This window comes from Streptomyces sp. NPDC028635, from assembly GCF_040637635.1.
Classification (GTDB): Bacteria; Actinomycetota; Actinomycetes; order Streptomycetales; family Streptomycetaceae; genus Streptomyces.
Map to the genome: position 1 here is coordinate 73,540 of NZ_JBEZWX010000014.1, position 25,436 is coordinate 98,975.

Below are 25,436 nucleotides of genomic sequence, written 5' to 3' on the forward strand. Positions count from 1 at the left end.
TTCCGACGAGGCCTTCGATCTGGTTTCCGTTCATGGACACCACTCTCGCGCGGAACACTCCTTACCGTGAGTGGCAGGACTGCCGTAGAGCCTCGAATTACTGCCATCGGCGAGGCACACTGGCAGCATGCTGAAGAACGTGGCGGCCGTCCTGCTCGACGGTGTGCATCCCTTCGAACTCGGGGTCGTGTGCGAGGTCTTCGGGCTCGACCGGAGCGACGACGGACTGCCGGTGTACGACTTCGCGGTCGTCTCCGCCGAGGGCCCGGCGCTGGCCACGCACGTCGGCGGGCTGACCGTGTCCACGCCGTACGGCCTGGAGCGGCTGGAGGAGGCCGACCTGATCGTCGTCCCGGCGGGCGACGGCTACACGCACCGCGTCTGTCCGCCGGCGCTGCTGGACGCCCTGGTGCGTGCGGTGGAGCGCGGGTCGCGGGTACTGAGCGTGTGCTCCGGCGTGTTCGTGCTGGGCGCCGCCGGGCTGCTGCACGGGCGGCGCTGCGCCGTGCACTGGCACCACGCCGAGGAGCTGCGGCGGCAGTACCCGAGGGCGGTCGTCGAGCCGGACGTGCTCTACGTCGACGAGGATCCGGTGATCACCTCGGCGGGCACGGCCGCCGGCATCGACGCCTGTCTGCACCTGGTGCGCAAGGAGCAGGGGCCGGAGGTCGCCAACAAGATCGCCCGGCGCATGGTGGTGCCGCCGCACCGGGACGGCGGGCAGGCGCAGTACATCGAGCGTCCCCTGCCGAAGGATTCCTGCGACACCGTCGGCGAGGTGCTGGCGTGGATGGAGCAGCACCTCGATCAGGAGGTGACCGTCGAACAGCTCGCCGCGCGGGCCCACATGGCGCCGCGCACCTTCGCCCGGCGCTTCCAGCAGGAGACCGGCACGACGCCGTACCGGTGGATCCTGCGCCAGCGGGTGCTGCTGGCGCAGCGGCTGCTGGAGGCGACGGACGAGACGATGGACGCGATCGCCTGGCGTACCGGGTTCGGTACGGCGGCGGCGCTGCGGCACCAGTTCACGCGTGCGTTGGGCACCACGCCGAACGCCTACCGCCGTACCTTCCGGGGCCCGCAGGCCGCCTGAGCGCTCAGCGCGGTACCGCCCGTACCAGCAGCCGGTGCGGGCGCAGGGTGATGCCGACGCGGACCGCGTCGTTCGAGCCGGGCACCTGCTCGAAGCGGTACCGCGCGGCGAGCGCGGCGGTGACCAGCGTCAGCTGCGCCATCGAGAAGTGGTCGCTGGGGCACTTGCGGTTGCCGGTGCTGAACGGGCTCATGGCGTGTTTGGGCACGTCCTTGGCCCGCTCCGGAAGCCAGCGGTCCGGGTCGAACTCCAGGTTGCGGGCGTAGGACTTGGGATCGCGCTGGATCGCGTACGGGCTGTAGATGATGTCGGACCCGGCCGGAATGCGATAGCCACCGAGTTCCGTGTCGACGACCGCCCGCCGGGTCAATATCCATACCGCCGGCCGCAAACGCATGGCCTCGATGACGACATTGTTGGTGTGCCGCAGCGCGCGTACGTCCTCGAATGCGACGGGGCGCCCGCCGGTGACGGATTCGACTTCGTCGCGCACCTTGTCGGCGTGTGCGGGGTGCTCGGAAAGTGCCTGAAGCAACCACATGATGGTGGATGCCACTGTTTCACTGCCGGGGGTGAGGATGGCGACGACCTGGTCGTGGATCTCCTGCTCCCCGATGGGGTCGCCGTTTTCGTCCTTCGCGTCCAGCAATGCCGTCAGCAAATCGTCCGGCTTTTGACCAGATGCGCGCCGCTCGGCGATGATCTCGTCGACGAGGAGATGCAGATCGGCCAGCGCCCGATTGAATTCGCGGTTCCCCGGCGTCGGCAGCCGGTACAGCGGCCCGAGCGGGACCACCATCCGCCGGTACATGCCGCGGAAGACGACCGCGAGGGCGGTGCACAGCCGCTCGGCGCGCTCGTCCATGTAGTCGCCGCGCAGCAGGCAGCGGGCGGCGATACGCACGGCGACGCGGAACGACTCGCTGGTGCAGTCGATCGTCCCGGCGTCCCGCCAGCGCTCGACGAGGGCGTGCGCCTCCTCCTCCATGATCGGCCCGTATGCGGGGATCGCGTCGAGCCGGAACGCTGGCTGGATGGTGCGCCGCTGACGGCGGTGCTGGGGGCCGTTGGCGGTGGCCACGCCCTCCTTGCCGAGCAGCCCTTCCAGGGACTCCCACAGCGGACCGGCGATGTGGTAGTCGGGGCTGAGCGCGAGGGCGCCGGTCAGTTCCGGGGTGGTGACGGCGTACAGCGTCTTGGGGCCGAGCCGGAGACGGACGACGTCGCCGTGGTCGCGCAGGGCGGACATGAAGTGGAGCGGGTCGTGCGCCAGTTTCCAGCCGTGGCCGAGAACGGGCACACCGCCGCCCGCGATCGGCGGCTCGCGCAGCTCCGGGGTCGTGGAGACCGAGGGCTTCACCGACTCGACGGTCATTTCTCACCTGCCGCTTCGTTGTTGACGTACGGGGGCGTGGACCGGTCGTCCCAGCTGTCGACCATGTACCGGCCGGACTCGTGGTGGAACCAGTAGACGGAACTGAACCAGTTCCGCATGTTCCCGACGCAGGCCCGAACGGCGGCGCTCAGTTCTTTTCCGCGCACCGTGCCGTCATCGAGTCGGTCGGCGAACCGTAAAGCGTCCGTTTCCGCGTCGAGGAATTGCGTGATGCATTCCTCCACACGCCGCCGGACTTCGCGTACCGCTTCTTCCAGAGTCAGTCCCTCATGGGTGATGAGACTGATTCCGAGATTGTGCACCTCGTCGCCCGCTATTTCCTTCGGCAGCGAGCACAGGTCGTTGTACCAGGCGGCGAATTCCTGACTCAGCAGGGCCGGGCGCGCAAAAGCCGGGTCCTTTCGCACGGCGTCGGGCAGTTCACAGCCGGCGCTCGGTTCGAGCAGGTCGGTCCAGATCCGGTGCGCGAAGGTGAGCCGGCGCAGGGCCAGATACTCCTCGACCGTCGGCACGATGCCCTCGGTGCGGTTGCGGAACTCGCGGTCGTAGGCCTCGATCACCGCGTGGAAGTGCCGGGTGAAGCGGGCGTTCCAGCCGCCCGGGAGGAACGAGAACAGCCGTCCCACACTGTCCGCCAGCCCTGCGACCAGCGGATCCTCATGGTCGAGATGGTCCTGGGGCGCGTCCAGCGCGGTGTGCAGCCTGTTCTTCAGACGGCGCCAGGCGACCGGCCTGCGGTGCACGATGTCGCGGTCGTGACGGTCGTCCCAGATGAAGAACCATGCGCTGTAGTCGGCGATGGCCTGGAGCACCTCGTCGGGGGCGCCCAGGTAGTAGCCCGCCATGAGGTCGGTGTAGCACAGGCCGTCGGCATATTCCTCGACCTTGTCCGCCGACATGAGCCGCTTTTCCAGCAACCAGGTCCGGGTCTTCTCCTGGAGCTGCGGCCAATACGGGTGCAACCGCCGGGGAAACGCCGCCTCGATCACCGGAAGAGTAAGCGACGGTGGCACTGCCACCGCCTTCGACGCCCCGCCGGCGCCGCGTGTGGTGCTGCATGGGAGAGCGTGCACGAAGTACCCCTCTCAGCCGCCGTTCGCGCACACCCCTCCTGTCGTACCGGGCGTGCGCCGTCGCGTATCCCCGCACTCTCCATTCAGCACCACAACTGACTGTTCTGGGAACGGATTTGCTTCATTCACTACCCCAACGTGCCGAGAATCTCCCCCTATGTGACTGCTTATCGATCAAGAGATGTGCGCAGGGGATCGAACGTGCGACGGACAGACGAACGGCGTCCGCTCGGGCGGTGAGGCCCGGACGGACGCCGTTCGTGGGGTCGGTGTGCCGCGTCAGTCGTTGGCGACGACCGGGTAGCGCGGCTCGTTCTCGGCCATCTGCCGCAGCACGTCCTTGCGTTCCCGCTTGGAGAGCCGGTCGATGTAGAGGTAGCCGTACAGGTGATCGGTCTCGTGCTGCAAACAGCGCGCGAAGTAGCCGGTGCCGCGCACCTTGACCGGGTTGCCCTGCTCGTCCTGCCCCGTGACCTCGGCGTAGTCGGGACGCGCGAGCGGCGCGTACGCGGTCGGCACGGACAGGCAGCCCTCGTTGCTGTCGTCCAGGACGCGCCGGTCGGCCGGCAGCTCGACCGGCTTGGGGTTGCAGACCACACCGACGTGCCGCACGCCGTTGTCGTCCTGGCAGTCGTAGACGAAGACCTTCAGGTCGACGCCGATCTGGTTGGCGGCCAGGCCCACGCCCTCGGCGGTGCGCTGCGAGGCGAACATGTCCGCGACCAGCTGCTGGAGCTCGTCGCCGAAGTCGGTGACGTCCTTGCACTCCTTGTGCAGGACCGGGTTGCCGACGACCGTGATCGGCCGCGAGGTGCCGCGCTCACGCCAGGCGGTCTCGCGCTCCTCGCAGTCCTCCGTGTCCACGACGAAACCCTCGTCGTCGACGGGGAGCACGCCCACGTGCTGCTGATCGGTGTCCTGCTGCGCCATGACCGACGTAAGCCTTCCTGAACAAAACAAAGGGATGCTGATACAGGGTACGGCGGGTCTAACAGACCTCTTCCAGATCTCGCCAGTCGCGCGAGTCCGGGCTGTCCGCGACCCAGCCGTCCAGCAGCCCCCGGACCAGCGAGGCCGGGGCGGCGACGCCGCACTCCCGCTCCGGCACCCACAGCTGCCCGTCCGTGCGGTGGCCGAGCGGGCCGGGATGACCGGGCTCGCTGTGGTCATGGGGATCGAGATGCACCCCGTCCCCCTCGTCCGACGGCATCCGCGACTCCGAGCACATCCGGCACAGCAGCCGCACCGAGGACGACCAGTCCTCCGCCGCGAACCCCGCGTCCGCGGCGAGCTGCTCCAGCGCGTCGCGGTCGGCCTCGGTGGCCGCCTCGATCAGGACGACCCAGGTCGGCACGGGCGAGGGCGCCCACAGCTCGATCTCGTCGAACACCGGGAAGGCGTTCCCGGTGGAGGTGGTCCGCTCGCCGTGCGGGACCCCGTCGTGCAGCACGACCTCGCCCCAGCGCCGCCCGGACGACGGCAGCGGAATGGACAGCACCTCGATCCGGGCCGGGTCGAGCCGCCGGCCCCACACCACCTCGGCCTCGCCCTCCGGGGAGAGCCGTACGGCCGCACTGCCCAGGTCCATGCCGACGGGCTCGCCGGCGGCGGTGGCACCCCCGGGCACGTGCAGCCCGTACGCCTGCCAGGCGCGGCGGGCCAGCGGCCAGTCCTGCAGCGCGGTGGCGGCGATGCCGACGTTCCACCAGTCGGGCGCGCCGGTCTCCTTCTCCAGCAGGGCCACGGCCCGCAATCCCGCGGCCCGCGCCTGCTCCCAGTCGTGGCGGAACTTGTGCAGCAGGGCGAGGTTGAACCAGGACTCGGCCAGCCAGGGCTCCAGATCCGCCGCGCGTGTCAGCAGCGCTCCCGCGTCCTCGTACCGGCCGTCGCCGATCAGCGTGAACGCGCGGTCCGTGGCCTGCCGCCAGGAGGCGGAGGGCCGGTGCCGTCCCTTGCCGAAGATCCTCACGATTCCCGCCTGCCAGTTCCAGTTCCGGAAAGTGGGCTGGCTCACGCCCCCGGACACCCTCTCCCTCGCATCCAACCACGTACGCCGGGAGGGCCGCTCATTACCCATGGGTTACCCAGCTGGGGGCAGCGTCAGACTGGTGCCGGGACAACACCCGGGCCAGCGCTTCCACCACCTCCGGCGCGAAGTCACCGGCCGTCCCGAGGCGCAGTTCCTCCAGGGCGGCCAGCGCCCCGCCCGCCCCACTACCCCGAGCCTTCTCCTCGTAGGCATTGACCGCCCGCACGATCCGCGCGGCGAGGGGCTGCTCACAGCAGGGGTCGGCCTGCCGCTCCACGACCGTGGCGACCTGCCGGCTCACCCCGGTCTGCCGTACGACGGCCCCGCCGAGCAGCGCGATCCGCCGCTGCTCCGGTGCCGGGAGGTGGGCGGTGGCCCCGTCCGGGACCGGGTCGATCAGGCTGAGCTGACCGATGTCGTGCATGAGCGCCGCGTACTCCAGCACCGTCAGTTCCGGCTCGCTCATCCCGAGGTCGCGCCCGACCGCCTGGCTCAGCTCGGCGACCCGGCGCGCATGCCCGGCGGGCGTGTACCCGGCGATCTCGGTGGCCCGGGCCAGGGAGGCGATGGTCTGCCGGTAGGTGGCGCGCACGGCGGCGTACCGGCGGACGGCGAGCTGGGTCAGCAGCAGCGGCAGACAGAACACCGGCAGCGCCCACAGGCCCGCGACGGCCACCGCCAGGGCCATCACCGCCCCGGTGGCGCACACCGCGGAGCCGACGCCGGGCAGCGCGCGCAGCTGGTCGCGCAGCAACGGCCCGAACGGCCAGCGGGTGCGCGCGTGGGCCAGGGCGGCGGCGAGCACCGCGTCGCACAGGGCGGTCAGCGCGAGGAGGGCGATCAGCAGCAGGGCGTAGGCGGGGCCGATCCAGGCGTCGAAGACGCCCCGGTTGAACAGCGGCTGGAAACAGGCGGCGGCGAAGCCGGCGGTCAGCGTGCGCCGGGCCAGCTCGTCGAGGGTCGGCCCGCGCCCGCGCGCGATGTGCGGCACCCCGCCGAGCAGGGCGGCCGCGCAGACGACGGCGACGACCTGGGCCACCCCGTGCCCGGTCGGCCGCCCGGCGCACTGCCCGAGCAGGGCGTACGACAGCGCCCCGGCGGCGCCGAGCGGGGCGGGCTCCCGCAGGTGCGGGCCGCTCCAGCGGGTGAGTTCGCCGACGGCGACGAGAGCGCCGAAGGCGAGCGCGACGGGCCGGTCGGCGAGACCGGCGCGCAGCGTACCGACGAGACAGACGAGCGCCAGCACCCCGGCACCGGTGTGCACACAGAGCAAGGCCGCCGAAGCCGGCCGCCCGCTCACCGGCGGGTCCCCGACCGGCGGGTCCCCGACGGGCGGGTCCCCGACCGGCGGCCCGACCGGGCCACCGCCCCGGCCCGGGTGCCGCCGCCGTCGATGCCGACGCCGAAGCCGAAGCCCCTGCCGGGGGCGCTGCCGTGGCCGTGGCGGTTGCCGTGGCCGTGGCGGTTGTCGTGGCCGTGGCCGTGGCTGTGGCGGTTGTCGTGGCGGTGGCTGTGGCCGGCACGGTTCGGGGGGCCGGCACAGCACGGGCCCGGCCCCCTCACCGATGCGCCCCACGGCTCGACGCGGAGCGCGGGACGGGCAGCGTGCCCGCGGCGGGGGTCTCCTCGGCCGTGACCGTCGGGTGCCAGCCCTGGCTGGCCACCGCCCGGACCAGGGCCTCGACCATCTGCGGGTCGAAGTGGGTCCCCGCGCAGCGCCGCAGCTCCGTCAGCGCCGCCGGAACCGGGCGGGCCCTGCTGTAGGAGCGGGTGGACGTCATCGCGTCGAAGGCGTCGGCGACGGCCACCACACGGGCGGGTTCGGGGATCTGGCCGCCGCTGAGGCCGTAGGGGTAGCCGCTGCCGTCGATGCGTTCGTGGTGGTGCAGGACCGCCGAGCGGGCCTCGCCGAGGAAGGAGATGCCGCGCACGATGTCATGGCCGTACTCGGGGTGCAGTTCGATGATCCGGCGTTCCTCGGGCGTGAGCGGGCCGTCCTTGCGCAGCAGGCGGGTGGGGACGCCGAGTTTGCCCACGTCGTGCAGGATCCCGGCGAAGCGCAGGACCTCCACGCGTTCGTCGCTCATGCCGAGCTCGCGGGCGATCATCATCGAGGCCTGGCCGACGCGCTCGCTGTGACCGCGGGTGTAGCCGTCCTTGATGTCCACGGCCTGCACCAGCGCGCGGATGGTGGCCTGGTGGGCGGCGCGCTGCCGGTGGTACTGCGCGAAGACCCACCACGACACGCCCATCGGCAGCAGCACGAGGAGGGCGGCGACGGGGCCGTAGGGGCTGTGCCAGAGCACGGCCATCATCAGCCCCGCGAGCCCGTGCACGGCGAGCGGGCCGAGGGAGCGCAGGAACAGGCCGTGCCAGGCGCGGCGCAGCGGCCTGCGTTCGGCGAGGGCGCGGATGCCTCCGTCGAGCAGGACGAGGCCCAGGCAGAAGGCGAGCACGGCCGCGCCGGCGGGCAGCAGGACGTACGGGAAGTGGCAGGCGGCGACGGCGTCGCGGCCGCCGAGCGCGCCGTGCACCCGGGCCGCCGCCCAGGCGCCGACGGCGAGCTGGGCGGCGCGCCAGATGCGGCGCAGCAGCACGGGGCGCTGCTCGACCGGTGCGAGCAGGGCGCCCGGCAGCGGCACGAGCGCCGCTGCGGGCGCCGGCAGCAGGAGGGCCCCGGCGAGCAGGACCGGGTAGAACGTTCCGGCGAAGCGCCGGCGGGCGACCCGCTCGCCGGCGGCGTACACCGCCGCGAGCGCGACGACCGCCGGCCAGGGCACCGTCGGGGACGGCACGGGAAGGGGGGACGGCACGGGAAGCAGGCAGAGCAGCGCGCAGCCCACGACACCGGCCACGTAGGCACGCGCCCGTGCCGGAACCGTCTCCATGAAGGGCCCTCCCCCCGACCGTGCCTGCGCCAGGCTTCGGAGCCTAGGGCGGGGTCAGGGGGCTCCGCGGGCGTATGACCCGCGGATTAGCACATTCGGGTGACGGCGGAGCGGGTCAGGACTCCGGCAGAGGGGGTCAAGACGCCGGCAGGGCGGGTCAGGACTCCTGCGGCGTGGCCGTGACGTCGTGCTCGGGCACGGCCTGCCCCGAGCGGATCAGATCGAGCCGGCCGAGGACCTTGGCCCGCAGGTCGGTCGGCACGTCGTCATGGCCGCAGCACCGCTTGACCAGCTTCTTCACGGCCTGCTCCAGGCCGTACTTCTCCAGGCACGGCGAGCACTCCTTGAAGTGCTGCTTGAACTTGTCGCGATCGACGTCCGGCATCTCACTGTCGAGGAACTCGTACAGGTGGTCGAGGACCTCACTGCAGTCCGTCTCGTGCGGCTCTCCGCAGCTCATGAGCCCGAGCCTTTCGCTTCGTTCGACTCTCCGGCGCCGGCCGGGACCAGTCCGCGCTCGCGGGCGTAGTCCTCGAGCATGCCACGCAGTTGACGGCGGCCCCGGTGCAGCCGGGACATCACCGTACCGATGGGTGTCCCCATGATGTCCGCGATCTCCTTGTACGCAAAGCCCTCTACGTCCGCGAGGTAGACGGCGATGCGGAACTCCTCGGGGATCGCTTGCAACGCTTCCTTGACGTCCGAGTCGGGCAGGTGGTCGAGCGCCTGGGACTCCGCGGAGCGCAGCCCCGTCGACATGTGCGACTCGGCACGCGCGAGCTGCCAGTCCTCGATCTCCTCCGCGGCGGAGCGCTGGGGCTCACGCTGCTTCTTGCGGTAGGAGTTGATGAACGTGTTGGTGAGGATCCGGTACAGCCACGCCTTGAGGTTGGTGCCCTCGCGGAACTGGTGGAAGGACGCGTACGCCTTGGCGTACGTCTCCTGCACCAGGTCCTCGGCGTCGGCCGGGTTGCGCGTCATGCGCAGCGCGGCCGAATACATCTGGTCGAGGAATTCGAGGGCGTCACGCTCGAAGCGCGCGGTGCGCTCCGCAGTCGTCTCCGTGCTCGCGTCCGCGCCGGCGCCCTGGCCCTCGGGCAGCCCCGTCTGGCCGTTGTCGGTCCCTGCGTCGGTACCGGGAACCGGACCCACCTCCTCAAACGTCGTCGGGCGGCCGAAACCGGTCCCACCCGAATCGGAGGATAGACGACGACCCGTGCCTGCCGCCGCTCGAATAGGAGCGGTCTTGGCCGCGTGCAGCACCGTCCAGTCCAGGTCGGCACGGCGCTCACGGCTCGGGCAAAAGGTCGAACCCATGCGGCGGACTTCCTCTCCTACGGCGTCGGCGCTGGTTCCCCAGCACTTCTGTCCGCCTCAACAGCGACCGTCCGCCCCACATTCCCGAGGGTTTCAGGCCAGTGACGAGGCCCACCGCACGACGGCGTCGGTGACGATCTCCAGCGCCTGCTCCTGGGTGATCCCCGCGCGTTTGGGCACCGCGAACCCGTGGTCGCCGAAGGGCACCTCGGTCAGGTCGTACGACCCGTCCGGGAACTCCCCGGGCCTGCCGAAGGGGTCGTTGCCGCCCTGCACGACCAGCGTGGGCACCCCGGCGCCGAGCAGTTCCTGCGCGCGGGACTTCTCCGGTCTGCCCGGTGGGTGCAGCGGGAAGCTCAGCGCGAGCACGGCGTGCGCGCCCAGTTCCGTGGCGGTGCGGCAGGCCACGCGCGCGCCCGCGCTGCGGCCGCCGGAGATCACGGGCAGGCCGGGCGCGGTCAGGGCGGGCCACAGGCCGCGCCAGCCGGTGTCCAGCGTCTTCGGCGCGGGCGCGACCTTCTTCCCGGCCACCCGCCAGGGCTGCTCGACGAGGGCGACACTCACCCCGTGTCCGGGCAGCGCGCGGGCGAGCGCCTGGAGGTCGCGCGCTTCGATGCCGCCGCCCGCGCCGTGGCTGACGGCCAGGACCAGCCGTGCCGCCCTCGCCGTGTGCCAGGTGATGCGGGCGTCGCCCGCGTCGGTGCTGATGATCTCGGTCGTCACGTCAGAAGAGTGTGCCCTCTTCCGGCGCGGCCAGCTCCTTCAGCAGCTCCTCGCCGTTGTTGCGCACGTTGCTCACGGCCGTGGAGACCGGGTAGGCGCGCATCAGCCCGGCGGGCGGCGGCGCGAGCAGCTCCCGCAGCTCGTCGGGGTCGGTGCGGGCGGGGTCCAGCCAGGCGTCCCAGCGGTCGGGGGTGAGCATCAGCGGCATCCGGGGGTGGATGGCGGCGAGCGAGCGCGGGCCCTCGGCGGGGGCGACGGCGAGCGGGGTCTGCTCGGCCTCCGTGGTGATCACCGAGCAGGTCACCCACCAGGCCTGCGGGTGGTCGTCGGGCAGGGTGCGGTCGCGCCAGAACTCGTACAGCCCGGCCATGGCGAACACCGAGCCGTCGGCCGGGAGCACGAAGTACGGCTGCTTGCGCGGCCGCTTCCGCTTCCCCTCGACCTCCAGCTCCCGCTCCTGCTCGCCGGTGACCCACTCGTAGTAGCCGTCGGCGGGCACGATGCAGCGGCGGGAGGTGAACGCACGGCGGAAGGACGGCTTCTCGTGCACGGTCTCGGCACGCGCGTTGATCATGCGGGCGCCGCCCTCGGGGGTCTTGGCCCAGGACGGCACGAGCCCCCACCTCAGCTTCCGCAGCTGGCGAACCGGACGCGGGTCCGGGACGTCTTTGAGGGGACGGTCGAGGACGGCGTACACCTCTTTGGTCGGGGCCACGTTGTAGTCGGGCGCCAGGGTCTCCTCCGGCTCCCATGTCTCGATCTCAAAGACTCCTGCGAGATCCTCGGGCCTACGACTCGATGCAAACCGTCCGCACATGCGTGCCAGCCTGCCAGACTCCCCACCAGCAGAGGAGCCACTTCCCCCCATGGACCACCTCGCCGCCACCGCGCTGCCCGATCTCTGGGACCGGCTCACCGGCACCCAGTCCGACCCGGACCTCTGGGTGGTGCTGGCCACCATGGTCGCGGCGCTGGCCGTGGTCGTGCCGCACACTCTGTGGCGGATATCCCGCAACGCCATCACCATCGCCCACGAGGGCGGCCACGGCCTGGTCGCGCTGCTCACCGGCCGGCAGCTCACCGGCATCCGGCTGCACTCCGACACCAGCGGCCTGACGGTGAGCCGCGGCAAGCCGTACGGGCTCGGCATGATCCTGACCGCGGCGGCCGGGTACACCGCTCCCCCGCTGCTCGGTCTCGGCGGCGCGGCCCTGCTCGCCACGGGCCGGATCACGCTGCTGCTGTGGGTGGCGACGGCCCTGCTGGTGGCGATGCTGGTGATGATCCGCAATGCGTACGGCGCGTTGACGGTCCTCCTTACGGGTGGCACGTTCGTGCTCGTCTCCTGGCTCGCGGGACCTCAGGTGCAGGCGGCGTTCGGGTACGCGGTGGTGTGGTTCCTGCTGCTGGGCGGGGTGCGCCCGGCCTTCGAACTGCAGGCCAAGCGCCTCCGGGGCGGCGCCGGGGACTCGGACGCGGACCAGCTGTCCCGGCTGACGCACGCCCCGGCGGGAGTGTGGCTGTTCCTGTTCCACGCGGTGTCGCTGTGCTCGCTGATCGGCGGGGGGCGCTGGCTGCTGGGCTGGTGACGGCCCGGCCTCCCCACCGCCTGCCGGCGGGTGCTCGCGACGACCTCCACCTCGCCGCTCCTTATAAAGTGGCCCCATGGCCCCGAACCCCGCACACACCGCCCTCTGGCCCGCCCCGCACGCGAGCGGAGCCGTCGACGCGACGGTCCACGTGCCCGGGTCCAAGTCGGTCACCAACCGTGCCCTGGTGCTCGCCGCCCTCGCCTCCGAGCCGGGCTGGCTGCGCCGCCCGCTGCGCTCGCGCGACACCCTGCTCATGGCCGGGGCCCTGCGCACGATGGGCGTGGAGATCGAGGAGGGCGTGGGCCCGGACGGCACCGGCGAGGCGTGGCGGGTCCTGCCCACCGGGCTGCGCGGCCCGGCCACGGTCGACGTCGGCAACGCCGGCACGGTGATGCGGTTCCTGCCGCCGGTGGCCGCGCTCGCCGACGGTCCCATCCGCTTCGACGGCGACCCGCGCTCGTACGAGCGGCCGCTGCACGGTGTCATCGACGCGCTGCGCGTGCTCGGCGCGCGGATCGACGACGACGGCCGGGGCGCGCTGCCGATGACCGTGCACGGCGGGGGCGCCCTGGACGGCGGACCGGTGGAGATCGACGCGTCCTCCTCCTCGCAGTTCGTCTCGGCGCTGCTGCTGTCGGGGCCGCGCTTCAACCAGGGCGTGGAGGTACGGCACGTCGGCGCCACCCTGCCGTCCATGCCGCACATCCAGATGACCGTGGACATGCTGCGCGCGGTCGGCGCCCAGGTGGACACCCCGGAGTCGGGCGGCGAGCCGAACGTGTGGCGGGTGACGCCGGGCGCCCTGCTCGGCCGCGACCTGACGATCGAGCCGGACCTGTCCAACGCGCAGCCGTTCCTGGCGGCGGCGCTGGTCACCGGCGGCCGGGTCGTCGTCCCCGACTGGCCGGAGCGCACCACCCAGCCCGGTGACCGGCTGCGGGAGATCTTCACCGAGATGGGCGGCTCCTGCGAGCTGACCGACTACGGCCTCGTCTTCACCGGTTCCGGTGCCGTGCACGGCATCGACGTCGACCTCGGTGAGGTCGGCGAGCTGACCCCCGGCATCGCCGCGGTCGCCGCGCTCGCCGACTCCCCCTCGACGCTGCGCGGTGTGGCGCATCTGCGGCTGCACGAGACGGACCGGCTGGCCGCGCTGACCAAGGAGATCAACGAGCTGGGCGGTGACGTCACCGAGACCGCCGACGGCCTGCACATCCGCCCGCGCAAGCTGCACGGCGGCGTCTTCCACACCTACGAGGACCACCGCATGGCGACGGCCGGTGCGATCATCGGCCTGGCCGTCGAGGGCGTGGAGATCGAGAACGTGGCGACGACGGCGAAGACCATGCCGGAGTTCCCCGAACTGTGGACCGGGATGCTCGGGGCGTAGGGGTCACCATGCGCCGCTACGGCAAGCACACCGACGAGGACGACATCCGCACCCGCCCCGGACGCCGGGGCAGCAGGCCGCGCACCAGCATCCGGCCCAAGCACGAGGACGCCGCCGAGGGCATGGTCCTCACCGTCGACCGGGGCCGGCTGACCTGCCTCGTCGACGGCCGCACGATCCTGGCGATGAAGGCGCGTGAACTGGGCCGCAAGGCCGCCGTGGTCGGGGACCGGGTGGCGATCGTCGGCGACCTGTCCGGCCAGAAGGACACGCTCGCCCGGATCGTGCGCATCGAGGAGCGCACCTCGGTGCTGCGCCGGACGGCGGACGACGACGATCCGTTCGAGCGGGTGGTCGTCGCCAACGCCGACCAGCTGGCCATCGTGACCGCCCTCGCCGACCCCGAGCCGCGCCCGCGGCTGATCGACCGCTGCCTGGTCGCGGCGTTCGACGGCGGTCTGGAGCCGCTGCTGGTGCTGACCAAGTCGGACCTGGCCCCGCCGGACAAACTGCTCGAGCTGTACGGCGACCTGGACATCCCCTACGTCGTCACCAGCCGCGAGGAGCTGGAGAACGGCGATGCCGCGGACCGGGTGCGCGCACAGCTGGACGGGCGGATCACGGCGTTCGTCGGCCATTCCGGCGTCGGCAAGACGACCCTGGTCAACGCGCTGGTCCCGGAGGAGCGCCGCCGCCTGACCGGGCATGTGAACGCGGTGACCGGCCGCGGCCGGCACACCACCACCTCCGCGCTGGCACTGCCGCTGGCCGGCGACGACGGCTGGGTGATCGACACCCCGGGTGTGCGCTCCTTCGGCCTGGCCCACGTCGACCCCTCGCGGGTCATCCACGCCTTCCCCGACCTGGAGGCCGGCACCGAGGGCTGTCCGCGCGCGTGCAGCCACGACGAGCCGGACTGCGCGCTGGACGCCTGGGTCGCGGACGGTCACGCCGATCCGGCCCGGCTGTACTCGTTGCGCCGGCTGCTGTCCACGCGGGAGCGCACGGAGGGCGACTGAGCCGCTGCCGCGGTGCGTCCGCGTTGTTTGCCGGGGCTCGCGTTCGGTAAGTGCATAATCGCACCGAGCCGGAGATCCGGATCAACGGGAGGACAGCACATGGCGTGGCTGCTGGTCATAGTGGCCGGGATTCTGGAGACCGGTTTCGCCGTGTGCCTGAAGCTCTCGCACGGGTTCACCCGCCTCTGGCCGACGATCGCGTTCGCCTGCTTCGCGCTGGGCAGCTTCGGCCTGCTGACCCTGTCCCTGAAGAAGCTCGACGTGGGCCCGGCCTACGCGGTGTGGACCGGCATCGGCGCGGCCGGCACCGCGATCTACGGCATGGTCTTCCTCGGCGATCTCGTGTCCACGCTGAAGATCGTCTCCATCAGCCTGGTCATCCTGGGCGTGATCGGCCTGCAGCTGTCCGGCTCCACGCACTGACCTCCGCTCAGGCGATCTGCCGGGGCAGGACGGCGCGCACCAGCGCGGTGAGGCCGCCCTCGCCGGGCGGGGCGGCGATGCAGGACAGCGCGAGCCGGACCACCAGTTCACTGGCGCGGGCCAGTTCGGCCCCGTCCGTCCGGGCCGTACCGGGCGCGGAGAGCGCGACGACGGCGCGGTCGCGTACCTGCGCCACGAGTTCGCCGGGCGAGGGCAGCGGCCCGTCGGCGCGGCGCTGCGCCGGTACGGCGGAGGTGGACGGCACCGCGTTCAGGGGTGGCGCGGGCAGCCGCTCGCTCCAGCAGCCGGTGAGCAGAGCGCGCAGCAGCGGGTTGTCGCGGGCCGCCGACGCCGTCCACTCGGCGGTCGCCGCGAGCCGCTCCGCCGCGTCACCCCCTCCGGCGAGCGAGCGCTCGACGCCGGCGAGGTAGGCGTCCGCCTCTCTTCTCACGAGCGCCCGCGCGAGCCCTTCCTTGCTGCCGAACTCGTTGTACAGCGTCTGCCGGGACACTCCCGCCGCGGCGGCCACGTCCACCATCCGCACCGCCGGCCACGGCCGACGCGCCACCGCCGCGAACGCGGCCTCCAGCAGGGATTCCCTCGCAGCAGGCATCATCGCTCCCTAGGGCGACCGACTCTGCGCCCAGGTTTGACGGGCCCGTATGCACTGTCAAGGGTGTGCACGCAGCCACGGCACACCTGCCATCCGGCTGACGGACCCCGCTGGTCCCACCCGCACCCGGCCGACTACCGTTCCCCACATGCCCGACTACCTCGACGATCTCCGCTTCGCGCACGTCCTCGCCGACGCGGCCGACGCCACCACCATGGACCGCTTCAAGGCCCTCGACCTCAAGGTCGAGACGAAGCCGGACATGACCCCGGTCAGCGAAGCGGACAAGGCAGCGGAAGAGATCATCCGCGGTCATCTCGCGCGCTCCCGCCCCCGCGACGCGGTCCTCGGCGAGGAGTACGGCATCGAGGGCACCGGCCCGCGCCGCTGGGTGATCGACCCGATCGACGGCACCAAGAACTACGTCCGCGGTGTGCCCGTCTGGGCCACGCTCATCTCCCTGATGGAGGCCGGGGAGGGCGGCTACCAGCCCGTCGTCGGCGTCGTGTCCGCGCCCGCCCTCGGCCGCCGCTGGTGGGCCGCGAAGGGTCACGGCGCCTACACCGGCCGCAGCCTCTCCCAGGCGACGCGTCTGAAGGTCTCCGGCGTCTCGCAGCTCTCGGACGCGTCCTTCGCCTACTCCTCGCTGTCCGGCTGGGAGGAGCGGGGGCACCTGGACGGCTTCCTGGACCTGACCCGCAGCGTGTGGCGCACGCGCGCGTACGGCGACTTCTGGCCGTACATGCTGGTCGCCGAGGGCGCAGTCGACATCTGCGCCGAGCCGGAGCTGTCGCTGTGGGACATGGCCGCCAACGCGATCGTCGTGACCGAGGCCGGCGGCACCTTCACCGGCCTCGACGGCCGTCCCGGCCCGCACAGCGGCAACGCGGCGGCCTCCAACGGCCTGCTGCACGACGAGTTGCTGGGGTATCTGAACGGGCGCTACCGGTAAAGCCGAGGTGAGCGTGCGCGCCCCCAACGGGCCGCACGCGCCCTCTTGTTGACCCCCGCTTTACCTGCCACTCTGAGAGTCCCCCCGCTTGTGAACTTGTGAATTCATGAACAAGCAGCCGGGGACGACTCCAGGAGGTGGCTCTAGACCATGCTCGTCCGCGACGCCATGAGCACGGTGGTCCTCACCATCGGCCCGCACCACACCCTCCGCCAGGCAGCCGCTCTGATGTCCGCCCGCCGCGTCGGCGCGGCCGTCGTGTACGACCCCGACGCCGGCGGCATCGGCATCCTCACCGAACGCGACATCCTCAACTCGATCGGCCTGGGGCAGGACCCGGACACCGAACTGGCCGACGACCACACCACCACGGACGTCGTGTTCGCGGCCCCCGCCTGGACCCTGGAAGAGGCGGCCCGCGCCATGGCGCACGGCGGCTTCCGCCATCTGATCGTCCTGGACGGTGACGAGCCGGCCGGCATCGTCTCGGTCCGCGACATCATCCGCTGCTGGGCACCCGCCCGCGAGCGCGTCCCCGCGTGAGCACGCCGACGGGCCGGGCCCCGCGAGGGAACCCGGCCCGTCGGCCGCGGGCGCTCCGGCAGGTCAGCCGCGCAGTGCCTGCACGGCGACCTCCAGGCGCTTGCCGAAGTCGGCGTCGGCCCGGCGGAAGTTGCCGACCGCGCGCTCGACGATGTCCTCGCGCGAGACCTGCGCGAGGGCGCCGGCCAGGTTGCCCACCAGGCGCTCCCTCTCGTCCTCGGTCATCAGCCGGTAGAGGTTGCCGGCCTGCACGAAGTCGTCGTCCTCGGCGTGCAGCGGCGTCGGGTGGTTGCCGGTGCCGCCGGCCAGGGAGCCGAGCGGCTCCCACAACGGGCGTCCGGTTGCCGCGGGACCGCCGAAGCTGTTCGGCTCGTAGTTCTTCGCCCCGCCGTGACGGCCGTCGTAGAGGTGGCCGTCCCGGGAGTGGGTGCGCGCCTCGGTGGCGTGCGGGCGGTTCACCGGCAGGTGGTCGGCGTTGATGCCGACGCGGTAGCGGTGCGCGTCGCCGTAGGCGAAGAGGCGGCCCTGGAGCATCTTGTCGGGCGACGGGCCGATGCCGGGCACGAAGTGGGCGGGCGAGAAGATCGACTGCTCGACCTCGGCGAAGATGTTCCGCGGGTTGCGGTTGAGCTCCAGCTTGCCGATCTCGGTCAGCGGGTAGTCGCCGTGCGGCCACACCTTGGTCAGGTCGAACGGGTTGAAGCGGTACGTCGCCGCCTCGGCCGCCGGCATGATCTGGACGTACACCGTCCAGCTCGGGAACTCGCCGCGCTCGATCGCCTCACGCAGGTCGCGCTGGTGGGAGTCGGGGTCCTTGCCCGCGAGGAGGTCGGCCTCCTCGGCGGTGAGGTTCTTGATCCCCTGGTCGGTCTTGAAGTGGTACTTGACCCAGAAGACCTCGCCGGCCTCGTTGTTCCACTGGAAGGTGTGCGAACCGAAGCCGTCCATGTGGCGGTAGGAGGCGGGGATGCCGCGGTCGCCGAAGAGCCAGGTGACCTGGTGCGTGCTCTCCGGGCTCAGGCTCCAGAAGTCCCAGACGTTGTCCGCTTCGGTGGACCCGGTGTACGGGTCGCGCTTCTGGGTGTGGATGAAGTCCGGGAACTTGATCGCGTCCCGGATGAAGAACACCGGGGTGTTGTTGCCGACGAGGTCGTAGTTGCCCTCCTCGGTGTAGAACTTCAGCGCGAAGCCGCGCGGGTCGCGCACCGCGTCGGCGGCGCCGAGGTTGCCGGCCACCGTGGAGAAGCGCAGGAAGACCTCGGTCTCCTTGCCCACCTCGGAGAGGAACTTCGCCCGCGTGTACGGCGTGACGTCCGCGGTCACCCTGAAGGTCCCGTAGGCCCCGGCGCCCCGGGCGTGCACCACGCGCTCCGGGATGCGCTCGCGGTTGAAGTGGGCCAGCTTCTCCAGCAGGAGCTGGTCCTGGACGAGCACCGGGCCGCCGACGCCCGCGGTCTCGCTGTGGTTGTTGTCGGCTACCGGCGCACCGGCCTCCGTCGTGAGCGGTCCCGTGGTCACGAGCGCCTCCTGCGTACCTTCTGTCTGATCCTGTCCCTTGGCCAAAGCCGTTGTCGATCCTACATTGGACAATGTCTAAGTCAAGTTGGACTCCAACTTCACACCTATTCGGAACCTGGTCTCCTTGCTGTTACGCTGGTCTCCATGAGCGACCTTCTGGAACGGCTGCGCGGCCGCGGATGGCGGATGACCGCGCAGCGGCGTGTCGTGGCCGAGGTCCTGGACGGCGAGCACGTCCACCTCACGGCCGACGAGGTGCACGCCAGGGCCGTCGCCAAGCTGCCGGAGATCTCCCGGGCGACCGTGTACAACACGCTCGGCGAACTGGTCTCCCTGGGCGAGGTGCTCGAGGTCAGCACCGACAAGCGCGCCAAGCGGTACGACCCGAACGCGCACCGGCCGCACCATCACCTGGTCTGCGCCAACTGCGGCGCGATCAAGGACGTGCACCCGACGGGCAACCCGCTGTCCGACCTCCCCGACACCGAACGCTTCGGCTTCACGGTCTCCGACGTCGAGGTGACGTACCGGGGCCTGTGCCCGAACTGCGCGAGCGCGTAGCAGTACGCAGAAAACCCCGGTACGGATGCCGTACCGGGGTTTTCTCTGCCGTGAACCGGCGCGGGGCCGACCTGCCGCGAACCGGCGCGGGGCCGACGCCGGCCCGCAAGAACACCGAGGGCGAAGCAGCGAGGGCATGACACCGACGGCATAACACCGAGGGCCGGAAACCTTTCGGCTTCCGGCCCTCGGCCTTCAGTAGCGGGGACAGGATTTGAACCTGCGACCTCTGGGTTATGAGCCCAGCGAGCTACCGAGCTGCTCCACCCCGCGTCGATGAATGGAACACTACGTCAAGGAAGCCGACAGAAGCAAATCGCTTCCGTGCAGGCAGCCGATCAGGCCGCGGGCAGCCGACGCGGGCGCATGCGGTCGTACGGCCCGTGGGCGCGCCGGGCCTGGTCACGCGGCCCCCCGCGCCCCTGAGCCGGCCGCGCTCGCGTCGCCCGGAAGGCCACCCCGCCCCGGCCTCACGCCGACAGACTCACGCGGACAGTTCTTCCCGCAGCGCGTCGCGGAGCCGTGCCGCCCGCTCCGAGACCTCACCGGGCCCCAGCGTGACCGCGCGGTCGGCCCAGCGCTGCGACTCCACCAGCTCGCCACGACGCGCGTAGACCAGGGCCAGCCGCAACGCCGCCCGCCCGTGCCCGGCGTCGGCCGCCCGCGTCCACCACATCGCCGCCTCCGGCTCGCTCCCCTCCCGCGCCAGCAGCAGCCCCAGATTGAACGCCCCGTTGCGCGACCCGGCCTCGGCCGCCTCCCGGTACCACCGCGCCGCCTCGACGACGTCACCCCGCGCCGCGGCCAGCATCCCCACCCGCACCTGCGCCCGCCGGTGCCCCTGGGTCGCCGCCCGCTCGTACCACTCCTCGCACTCGGTCTTCTCGTGCAGCGACTGCAACGACTCGCCCAGCTCGTGCGTGGGCGCCGGCGGCCGCCGCGCGTCCAGCACTGCGGCCAGCCGGTACGCCGCCTCCGCGCTGCCGCCCCCCGCCGCGCACCGCAGATACCGCTCCGCCTCCGGCTCGTCGCCGTCCCTCAGGCGCGCGATCCCGACCTGCAGCGCGGCCTCGGTGTGCCCGGCGGCCGCCGCCCGCTCGTACCACCGCAGCGCGGCCGCGTCCTCGCCCCGCCCGGCGTACAGGATCCCCAGATTGAACGCGGCGTCCACGCTCCCGGCCTCCGCCGCCTTGGAGAACCACGGCTCGGCCCCGGTCTCGTCGCCGCCCCGCAGGAGCAGGATGGCCAGCGCGTTCGCCGCCTCCCGGTGCCCCGCGTAGGCCGCGCGCCGGTACCACTGCTCGGCCTGCGCGGTCCGCCCCTGCTCGGCGCAGAGCAGCCCGAGGTTGTACGCGCCGTTGACGTCCCCGGCGTCCATCGCCGCCCGGTACCACCGCTCGGCGGTCTGCGTCTCCCCGCGTTCGGCGTGCAGCGCGCCCAGCGCGTTGGCGGCGTTGCCGTCGCCCTCCTGCGCGGCCTTGAGCCACCACGCGGCGGCGCTGTCGGAGTCCCCGGCGTCGCGCAGCAGGAAGCCGAGCGCGCACGCGGCGCGCGGCTCGCCGTCCTTCGCGGACGTCAGGTACCAGCGGCCGGCCTCCTTCAGCTCGCCCCGCTTCTCCAGGATCGCCCCGAGGTGCAGCGCGGCCCGCCGGTGGCCGCGCGCGGCGGCCTGCCGGTACCACTGCTCGGCCTCGGCGACGAGGCCGACACCGTTGTCACCGCCGGACTCCCGCGTGCCGCGCGCGTCGAGCGCTCGGGCCAGCCGGTACGCCGCCTCCCGGTGCCCGCGCTCGGCCGCGGCCCGCAGCCACCGCTCGGACTCGGCGTCTCCCCGGTGCTCCAGCAGGTCGGCGAGCGCGTAGGCGCCCAGCACGTGCCCCTGGTCGGCGGACTGGCGCAGCCAGTACTCGGCGGCGGGCTCGTCGCCGCGCTCACGGTGGTGCCGGCCGAGCGCGTGCGCGGCGGCCGCGGAACCGGCGACGGCCGCGATGCGCCACCATCCGGCGGCCTCCTCGGCGTATCCGCGCTGGTGCAGCAGGACACCGAGGTTGTTGGCGGCGGCGCGGTCGCCCGCGGCGGTGGCGGCACGCAGATGGGGTTCGGCTCCGTCGAGATCGCCGCGGCGCAGCAGCATGGCCCCGAGGACGCTCATCGCCTCGACGTCGCCGGCCTCCGCGGCGAGGCGCTGGCGCAGTTCCTCCGCGGCCTCGCCCTCGTCCTCATCGCCCGAAGGCTGAACAAATCGCCCTGTCTCGAACAGAGTTGCCTTGTCCCCCATAACGTCCATCGTCGCACCACCTGCAACCTGGGTACACCCGGTATACCGCAGTCCGTGAGGTCACTTCAGCGTTTTGTCGACATGCCCACAGAGAGACAAGTCAAACACAGTTCCCCCAACTCCCCACGGCGGCACGGCGCTCCTACCCGTCGGCACATGCGTTCGCACACACGAAGGCCCGGATCCCTGTGAGGATCCGGGCCTTCACCGTCGTACGACCACGTCGTCGACTTCAGTAGCGGGGACAGGATTTGAACCTGCGACCTCTGGGTTATGAGCCCAGCGAGCTACCGAGCTGCTCCACCCCGCGCCGTTGTGTGTACAACCGTACCACGGCGCGGGGCGGGCATGATCAGCCGCTGCTCGGAGAGGGCGTCGGCTTGGCCGTCGCGCTCGGAGCGGTCGTCGGCGTGGGGCTCGGGCTCGCCGTGCCGCCGGGCTTGGCACCCTGCGCCCCCTGACCCGCCTTGGACTGGGCGTCCTCGGCCCGCTTCAGGGCGTCCTCCAGCTCCTTCTGGGCCTGGCCGTACGCCTGCCAGTCACCCTTCTTCAGGGCCTCCTGGCCGGCGTCGAACGCCTTCTGCGCGTCGTCGAGCGCCTGCTGGACCGTCGGGTTGCCGGTCGCCGGCGGCTTGGTGGTGCCCGTGCCCTGGTCCGGCGGCCGGGTCTCGGAGCCGTTGGCTCCGAACACCTTGTTCAGGGCTTCGTCCAGGGTGTTCTCGAAGGCCGTGTTGCCGCCGTAGGTGACCAGGACCTTGCGCAGCAGCGGGTACTTGAGGTCACCGCCGCGCACATAGACCGGCTCGACGTAGAGCAGGCCCCCGTCCAGCGGGACGGTCAGCAGATTGCCGTACTCCACCTTGGAGTCGCCGCGTTGCAGCAGGCTGATCGACTCGGCGATGGAGGGTTCGGAGTTGAACTGGCTCTGCACCCGTTTCGGACCGTCGATCGTCTTGCCGGTCGGCAGTTTCAGGATGCTGATCTTGCCGTAGTCGCCGGACTGCGGTTCGGCGCTCACCGACATGAACGCGCTGAGGTTGTCCCGGCCGTTCGGCGTCATCGTGGTCGTCAGGGAGAACGCCTGCGACTTCTGCCCGGGCAGCTTCATGCTCAGGTAGTACGGCGGCACCGCGTCGCCCGACTTGTTCGTCGGGTCGTCCGGGATCTGCCACACCTCGCTGCCGCTGAGGAAGGTCTGCGCGTCCTCGACGTGGTAGCGGGTGAGCAGTTCGCGCTGCACCTTGAACAGGTCCTGCGGGTAGCGCAGATGCTCCATCAGCGAGGCGGAGATGTCGCTCTTGGGCTGGACCGTGCCCGGGAACGCCTTCATCCACGTCTTCAGGACGGGGTCCTTGGTGTCCCACTGGTAGAGCTTGACCTCGCCGGTGTAGGCGTCGACGGTCGCCTTCACCGAGTTGCGGATGTAGTTGACCTGGTTCTGCTGCGCCACCACCCGCTGGTTGTTCGCGGCCGTCAGCGAGTCCGTCGTGGTGTCACCGAGGGTGGTCCGCGAGGCGTACGGGTAGCCGTTGGTGGTGGTGTAGGCGTCGACGATCCACTGGATCCGGCCGTCGACCACCGCCGGGTACGTCACGCCGTCGATGGTCAGCCACGGGGCGACCGCCTCGACGCGCTCCTTGGGCGTGCGGTTGTACAGGATGCGCGAACCGTCGCCGATCGCGCCGGAGTACAGGATCTGCGGCTCGCCGAAGGCCACCGCGTACGCGGCCCGGTTGAGCGGATTGGCGAGGTTCACCCCGCTCTTGCCCTGGTAGCGGGTGGTCTTCTCCCCGCTGTCGTCGGAGTAGTCGATCTCGTCCTGGGGACCGCCGACGATGGAGTAGGTGGTGGTCTTCTCGCCGTAGTAGACCCGCTGCTGGTAGGTGCCGAGGTCGCCCTTGGACGGCAGGTCGTACTCGGTGAAGACCGGGCGGCCCTCGGAGTCGGCCTCGGTGCCCTTGGCCGCGACCACCCCGAAGCCGTGGGTGTAGCGGAAGTGGTCGTTGATCCAGTTGTGCTTCGGCACCCCGTTGAGATTCAGCTCACGCAGACCGATGACGGTGTCCTGGACCTTGCCGTCCTTGGTCTTGTACCGGTCGACGGCCAGGTTGGACGGGAAGCCGTAGTAGTTGCGCACCTGCTGGAGCTGCTGGAACGTCGGGCCGACCACATTGGGGTCCATCAGCCGGATGCTGGCGACGCTCTCGGCGTCGTCGCGCAGCTTCGTCGTGTCCTTGGTGGTGCTGGTGCCCGGGTACTCGCTGACCTGGGTGTCGTCGATGCCGTACGCCTCACGCGTCGCCTTGAGGTTCTTCTGGACGTACGGGGCTTCCTTGGCCTGCTCGTTGGGCTGGACCTGGAACTTCTGCACGATCGCGGGGTAGAGCCCGCCGATGAGGATCGCGGAGAGCACCATCAGGCCGAAGCCGATCACCGGCAGCTGCCAGGTGCGCCGCCACAGGGTGGCGAAGAACAGCAGCGCGCAGATGACGGCGATGCAGAAGAGGATGGTCTTCGCGGGCAGATACGCGTTGGCGTCGACGTACCTCAGGCCGGTCCAGTTGTCGGTCGCCTTGAAGTCGCTGGACTTCACCGCGAGCCCGTACCGGTCGAGCCAGTAGGCGACCGCCTTCAGCGTGACGAAGACGCCGAGCAGCACCGACAGATGCCCGGTCGCTGCGGCCGTGGCGCGCGCACCGGGGCTGGTGACGCGCAGCCCGCCGTACAGGTAGTGGGTGAGCGCGGCGGCGATCAGCGACAGGATCGTGGCGGCGAAGCCGAAGCCGAGCAGGAAGCGGTACCAGGGCAGGTCGAAGGCGTAGAAGGAGACGTCCAGATGGAACTGCGGGTCCTTCTGGCCGAAGGACACGCCGTTGACCCACATCAGCCAGGTGCGCCACTGGCCGGCGGCCGACGCCCCGGCGATCAGCCCCACCAGGGCCGTGATCCCGAGCAGCAGCCACTTCTTGTACGGCGCGATGCCCATCCGGTAGCGGTCGAGGCTCTGCTGCTCCATCGACATCGCGCTCAGCGGCGGGCGCAGCCGGTGGGCCAGCCAGATGTTGAGACCGACGGCGACGGCCATCAGCAGGCCGAAGACGAAGAACAGCCCGATCTTGGTCCACAGGGTGGTGGTGAAGACCGACGAGTACTTCACCGACCGGTACCACAGCCAGTCCGTCCAGAAGCCCGCGAACATGGTGAACGCCATGCCGAGTACGGCAAGGACGCCCAGCGTCGCGAGCAGGGTCCGGACACGCCGGGACGGGCGTCCCACTCTGATCCGCGGCCCCGTGGGGCCTCCGCCGCGGTCCGGCATCTGGAAAGCCAAGGTGCGCACCTCGAAGTTCGCTGTCGTCTCGTCAGGCCGGCGTTTTCGCAGGCCCTCCGTGGCCCCCCGTGATCGCGGGCCCACACCTATGCAACTTACTCACGGTTTACTCGGTTCCCGATTTCGGCCGGGAACGAGGCAGGATTGTGACCATGTCCAACACTCCCATGGCAGCGAACCCCCTCACCCGGGCCGTGCTCGAGATCGACGAGTACGCCTCCGGGCTCGGCTGGGACCAGCCCGCACGCCTCTTCGCCCTCGTCGACACCCAGCAGCTGCGGGCTCAGGAACCCTCGCTCGCCGACCAGCTCGGTCTGGGGGAGGACGAGAGCACCGGCCTCACCCCGATCGAGCAGGACGAGATTGCAACGGACCGGCCGCTGGATGAGTTCCTGGCCACCATCGCCTGGCCCGACGCGGTGGCCGGCTGCGCGCTGACCGTGGAGCGGCTGATGCTGCCGCCGTCCGCCGAGGCCCAGGTCCCGCAGGGTCTGGACGGCGCGAAGCTGGCGCAGTGGGTCGCCGAGCACCCCGAGCGGCAGGAGGTCCGGATGACGGTCGCGGTGCTGCGCGGCGGGGGCCGTGAGTCGGCGCTCCGGCTGCGCGAGAAGGACTCGCCGACGGAGGTCCTCACCGGCCCGGACCTGATCCCGGGCCTGGCGGACGCGCTGGCGGCGACGTTCGAGGACTAGTCCCC

Annotated in this window: 23 protein-coding genes and 2 tRNA genes; 9 read left to right on the plus strand and 16 right to left on the minus strand. The window is 71.4% G+C overall.

Annotation, left to right across the window (positions count from 1 at the left end; all coding sequences use genetic code 11):
• Positions 1-127 precede the first annotated feature (127 nt).
• A complete protein-coding gene (locus tag AB0E88_RS17675; RefSeq protein ID WP_361631143.1) occupies positions 128-1,093 on the plus strand; it encodes a helix-turn-helix domain-containing protein in 966 nt (321 codons plus the stop codon).
• A gap of 4 nt (positions 1,094-1,097) precedes the next feature.
• Here AB0E88_RS17675 and AB0E88_RS17680 read toward each other — a convergent pair whose 3' ends face one another.
• From AB0E88_RS17680 to AB0E88_RS17725, 10 genes are all read right to left on the minus strand, one after another.
• Entirely contained in the window at positions 1,098-2,468 is a 1,371-nt protein-coding gene (locus AB0E88_RS17680) for a cytochrome P450 (RefSeq protein WP_361631146.1), read from the minus strand.
• Positions 2,465-3,478 carry an epi-isozizaene synthase gene (gene cyc1, locus AB0E88_RS17685; protein WP_361631149.1) on the minus strand — a complete coding sequence of 338 codons (1,014 nt, stop codon included), beginning with the start codon at positions 3,476-3,478 and terminating at the stop codon, positions 2,465-2,467. The genes AB0E88_RS17680 and cyc1 overlap by 4 nt, the downstream gene beginning before the upstream one ends.
• Before the next feature lie 363 nt (positions 3,479-3,841).
• A complete protein-coding gene (gene def / locus AB0E88_RS17690; RefSeq protein ID WP_361631152.1) occupies positions 3,842-4,492 on the minus strand; it encodes a peptide deformylase in 651 nt (216 codons plus the stop codon).
• Positions 4,493-4,550: 58 nt separating this feature from the next.
• Positions 4,551-5,531 carry a tetratricopeptide repeat protein gene (locus AB0E88_RS17695; protein ID WP_361631359.1) on the minus strand — a complete coding sequence of 327 codons (981 nt, stop codon included), beginning with the start codon at positions 5,529-5,531 and terminating at the stop codon, positions 4,551-4,553.
• Positions 5,532-5,631: 100 nt separating this feature from the next.
• Complete coding sequence (locus tag AB0E88_RS17700) at positions 5,632-6,891, minus strand: HD domain-containing protein (protein ID WP_361631155.1); 1,260 nt, start codon at positions 6,889-6,891, stop codon at positions 5,632-5,634.
• A 259-nt stretch (positions 6,892-7,150) separates the two neighbouring features.
• Positions 7,151-8,479 (minus strand): HD-GYP domain-containing protein, encoded by a 1,329-nt coding sequence (locus AB0E88_RS17705; protein ID WP_361631158.1) that lies wholly within the window; start codon positions 8,477-8,479, stop codon positions 7,151-7,153.
• Positions 8,480-8,636: 157 nt separating this feature from the next.
• Positions 8,637-8,939: a mycothiol system anti-sigma-R factor gene (gene rsrA / locus AB0E88_RS17710; RefSeq protein WP_361631161.1), complete on the minus strand. Its 303-nt coding sequence runs from the start codon at positions 8,937-8,939 to the stop codon at positions 8,637-8,639.
• Positions 8,936-9,631, minus strand: coding sequence for a sigma-70 family RNA polymerase sigma factor (locus tag AB0E88_RS17715; protein WP_361631164.1), 696 nt, complete (start codon positions 9,629-9,631; stop codon positions 8,936-8,938). Before AB0E88_RS17715 ends, rsrA begins: the two co-directional genes overlap by 4 nt.
• A gap of 258 nt (positions 9,632-9,889) precedes the next feature.
• Positions 9,890-10,519 carry an alpha/beta family hydrolase gene (locus AB0E88_RS17720; protein WP_361631167.1) on the minus strand — a complete coding sequence of 210 codons (630 nt, stop codon included), beginning with the start codon at positions 10,517-10,519 and terminating at the stop codon, positions 9,890-9,892.
• Position 10,520: 1 nt separating this feature from the next.
• Complete coding sequence (locus AB0E88_RS17725; RefSeq protein ID WP_361631170.1) at positions 10,521-11,336, minus strand: SOS response-associated peptidase; 816 nt, start codon at positions 11,334-11,336, stop codon at positions 10,521-10,523.
• A 49-nt stretch (positions 11,337-11,385) separates the two neighbouring features.
• Between AB0E88_RS17725 and AB0E88_RS17730 the strand changes: the two genes are divergently transcribed.
• The 4 genes from AB0E88_RS17730 to AB0E88_RS17745 all read left to right on the plus strand — a co-directional run bounded on the left by AB0E88_RS17730 (position 11,386) and on the right by AB0E88_RS17745 (position 14,943).
• Entirely contained in the window at positions 11,386-12,108 is a 723-nt protein-coding gene (locus AB0E88_RS17730) for a M50 family metallopeptidase (protein ID WP_361631173.1), read from the plus strand.
• A 76-nt stretch (positions 12,109-12,184) separates the two neighbouring features.
• Positions 12,185-13,501 (plus strand): 3-phosphoshikimate 1-carboxyvinyltransferase, encoded by a 1,317-nt coding sequence (aroA, locus tag AB0E88_RS17735; protein WP_361631176.1) that lies wholly within the window; start codon positions 12,185-12,187, stop codon positions 13,499-13,501.
• Between the two features lie 8 nt (positions 13,502-13,509).
• Complete coding sequence (gene rsgA / locus AB0E88_RS17740) at positions 13,510-14,520, plus strand: ribosome small subunit-dependent GTPase A (protein WP_361631178.1); 1,011 nt, start codon at positions 13,510-13,512, stop codon at positions 14,518-14,520.
• Positions 14,521-14,619: 99 nt separating this feature from the next.
• Positions 14,620-14,943: a multidrug efflux SMR transporter gene (locus tag AB0E88_RS17745; RefSeq protein ID WP_361631181.1), complete on the plus strand. Its 324-nt coding sequence runs from the start codon at positions 14,620-14,622 to the stop codon at positions 14,941-14,943.
• Between the two features lie 7 nt (positions 14,944-14,950).
• Here AB0E88_RS17745 and AB0E88_RS17750 read toward each other — a convergent pair whose 3' ends face one another.
• Positions 14,951-15,556 carry a TetR/AcrR family transcriptional regulator gene (locus tag AB0E88_RS17750; RefSeq protein WP_361631361.1) on the minus strand — a complete coding sequence of 202 codons (606 nt, stop codon included), beginning with the start codon at positions 15,554-15,556 and terminating at the stop codon, positions 14,951-14,953.
• A gap of 148 nt (positions 15,557-15,704) precedes the next feature.
• Here AB0E88_RS17750 and hisN point away from each other — a divergent pair, with 148 nt between their 5' ends.
• Complete coding sequence (gene hisN, locus AB0E88_RS17755) at positions 15,705-16,508, plus strand: histidinol-phosphatase (protein WP_361631184.1); 804 nt, start codon at positions 15,705-15,707, stop codon at positions 16,506-16,508.
• A 150-nt stretch (positions 16,509-16,658) separates the two neighbouring features.
• Positions 16,659-17,051: a CBS domain-containing protein gene (locus tag AB0E88_RS17760; RefSeq protein WP_361631187.1), complete on the plus strand. Its 393-nt coding sequence runs from the start codon at positions 16,659-16,661 to the stop codon at positions 17,049-17,051.
• A 63-nt stretch (positions 17,052-17,114) separates the two neighbouring features.
• Here AB0E88_RS17760 and AB0E88_RS17765 read toward each other — a convergent pair whose 3' ends face one another.
• The gene (locus tag AB0E88_RS17765) at positions 17,115-18,569 is read right to left on the minus strand and encodes a catalase (RefSeq protein WP_361631190.1); all 1,455 of its coding nucleotides are present in this window, start codon (positions 18,567-18,569) and stop codon (positions 17,115-17,117) included.
• Positions 18,570-18,713: 144 nt separating this feature from the next.
• On the opposite strand from AB0E88_RS17765, the gene AB0E88_RS17770 reads away from it, so the two are divergent.
• Positions 18,714-19,130: a Fur family transcriptional regulator gene (locus AB0E88_RS17770; protein ID WP_361631193.1), complete on the plus strand. Its 417-nt coding sequence runs from the start codon at positions 18,714-18,716 to the stop codon at positions 19,128-19,130.
• A 199-nt stretch (positions 19,131-19,329) separates the two neighbouring features.
• Here AB0E88_RS17770 and AB0E88_RS17775 read toward each other — a convergent pair.
• The 4 genes from AB0E88_RS17775 to AB0E88_RS17790 form a co-directional block, all read right to left on the minus strand.
• Positions 19,330-19,403: transfer RNA gene (locus AB0E88_RS17775), tRNA-Met, on the minus strand.
• Between the two features lie 211 nt (positions 19,404-19,614).
• A complete protein-coding gene (locus AB0E88_RS17780; RefSeq protein ID WP_361631196.1) occupies positions 19,615-21,417 on the minus strand; it encodes a tetratricopeptide repeat protein in 1,803 nt (600 codons plus the stop codon).
• A gap of 227 nt (positions 21,418-21,644) precedes the next feature.
• Positions 21,645-21,718: transfer RNA gene (locus tag AB0E88_RS17785), tRNA-Met, on the minus strand.
• A 42-nt stretch (positions 21,719-21,760) separates the two neighbouring features.
• A complete protein-coding gene (locus AB0E88_RS17790; protein WP_361631363.1) occupies positions 21,761-24,727 on the minus strand; it encodes a UPF0182 family protein in 2,967 nt (988 codons plus the stop codon).
• A gap of 164 nt (positions 24,728-24,891) precedes the next feature.
• Between AB0E88_RS17790 and AB0E88_RS17795 the strand changes: the two genes are divergently transcribed.
• The gene (locus AB0E88_RS17795) at positions 24,892-25,431 is read left to right on the plus strand and encodes a PPA1309 family protein (RefSeq protein ID WP_361631199.1); all 540 of its coding nucleotides are present in this window, start codon (positions 24,892-24,894) and stop codon (positions 25,429-25,431) included.
• The last annotated feature ends 5 nt before the right edge of the window (positions 25,432-25,436 follow it).

Coding starts and splice junctions, on each gene's coding strand:
- AB0E88_RS17675 (WP_361631143.1), top strand. CDS start 128: ATGCTGAAGAACGTGGCGGCCGTCCTGCTCGACGGTGTGCATCCCTTC.
- AB0E88_RS17680 (WP_361631146.1), bottom strand. CDS start 2,468: ATGACCGTCGAGTCGGTGAAGCCCTCGGTCTCCACGACCCCGGAGCTG.
- def (WP_361631152.1), bottom strand. CDS start 4,492: ATGGCGCAGCAGGACACCGATCAGCAGCACGTGGGCGTGCTCCCCGTC.
- AB0E88_RS17705 (WP_361631158.1), bottom strand. CDS start 8,479: ATGGAGACGGTTCCGGCACGGGCGCGTGCCTACGTGGCCGGTGTCGTG.
- rsrA (WP_361631161.1), bottom strand. CDS start 8,939: ATGAGCTGCGGAGAGCCGCACGAGACGGACTGCAGTGAGGTCCTCGAC.
- AB0E88_RS17725 (WP_361631170.1), bottom strand. CDS start 11,336: ATGTGCGGACGGTTTGCATCGAGTCGTAGGCCCGAGGATCTCGCAGGA.
- AB0E88_RS17730 (WP_361631173.1), top strand. CDS start 11,386: ATGGACCACCTCGCCGCCACCGCGCTGCCCGATCTCTGGGACCGGCTC.
- aroA (WP_361631176.1), top strand. CDS start 12,185: ATGGCCCCGAACCCCGCACACACCGCCCTCTGGCCCGCCCCGCACGCG.
- rsgA (WP_361631178.1), top strand. CDS start 13,510: ATGCGCCGCTACGGCAAGCACACCGACGAGGACGACATCCGCACCCGC.
- AB0E88_RS17745 (WP_361631181.1), top strand. CDS start 14,620: ATGGCGTGGCTGCTGGTCATAGTGGCCGGGATTCTGGAGACCGGTTTC.
- AB0E88_RS17750 (WP_361631361.1), bottom strand. CDS start 15,556: ATGCCTGCTGCGAGGGAATCCCTGCTGGAGGCCGCGTTCGCGGCGGTG.
- hisN (WP_361631184.1), top strand. CDS start 15,705: ATGCCCGACTACCTCGACGATCTCCGCTTCGCGCACGTCCTCGCCGAC.
- AB0E88_RS17760 (WP_361631187.1), top strand. CDS start 16,659: ATGCTCGTCCGCGACGCCATGAGCACGGTGGTCCTCACCATCGGCCCG.
- AB0E88_RS17770 (WP_361631193.1), top strand. CDS start 18,714: ATGAGCGACCTTCTGGAACGGCTGCGCGGCCGCGGATGGCGGATGACC.
- AB0E88_RS17780 (WP_361631196.1), bottom strand. CDS start 21,417: ATGGACGTTATGGGGGACAAGGCAACTCTGTTCGAGACAGGGCGATTT.
- AB0E88_RS17790 (WP_361631363.1), bottom strand. CDS start 24,727: ATGCCGGACCGCGGCGGAGGCCCCACGGGGCCGCGGATCAGAGTGGGA.
- AB0E88_RS17795 (WP_361631199.1), top strand. CDS start 24,892: ATGTCCAACACTCCCATGGCAGCGAACCCCCTCACCCGGGCCGTGCTC.